1 pseudogene is annotated in these 295 nt (G+C 48.1%); it reads left to right on the plus strand.

The features are described 5' to 3' along the window. Positions 1-77 precede the first annotated feature (77 nt). Positions 78-295 (plus strand): annotated as a pseudogene (locus Q1A48_RS21545) (transposase); the annotation flags it as partial.

Below are 295 nucleotides of genomic sequence, written 5' to 3' on the forward strand. Positions count from 1 at the left end.
ATTTATTCACCTGATCTTCGTTGTGAGTGATGTTATCACCCAAAGTCAGATGGCCAAATTTACTATGCCACTACATAAAAGACTATGAGGAGCTGATGAGCTTCTACGGCTTCCCGGCAAAACATTGGCAGAGCATCCGGACAACGAACTCGATCGAGTCGACGTTCGGAACGATACGACATAGGACGAAGCGCTCTAAAGGCTGTCGGTCGAGAGAAGGAATGCTGCACATGCTGTTCAAGCTGGGAATGTGTGCAGAGGGAAAATGGAGAAAACTCCGGGGCTTTGACTACCT

Origin of the sequence: uncultured Microbulbifer sp. (assembly GCF_947489355.1) — a bacterium.
GTDB lineage: Bacteria > Pseudomonadota > Gammaproteobacteria > Pseudomonadales > Cellvibrionaceae > Microbulbifer.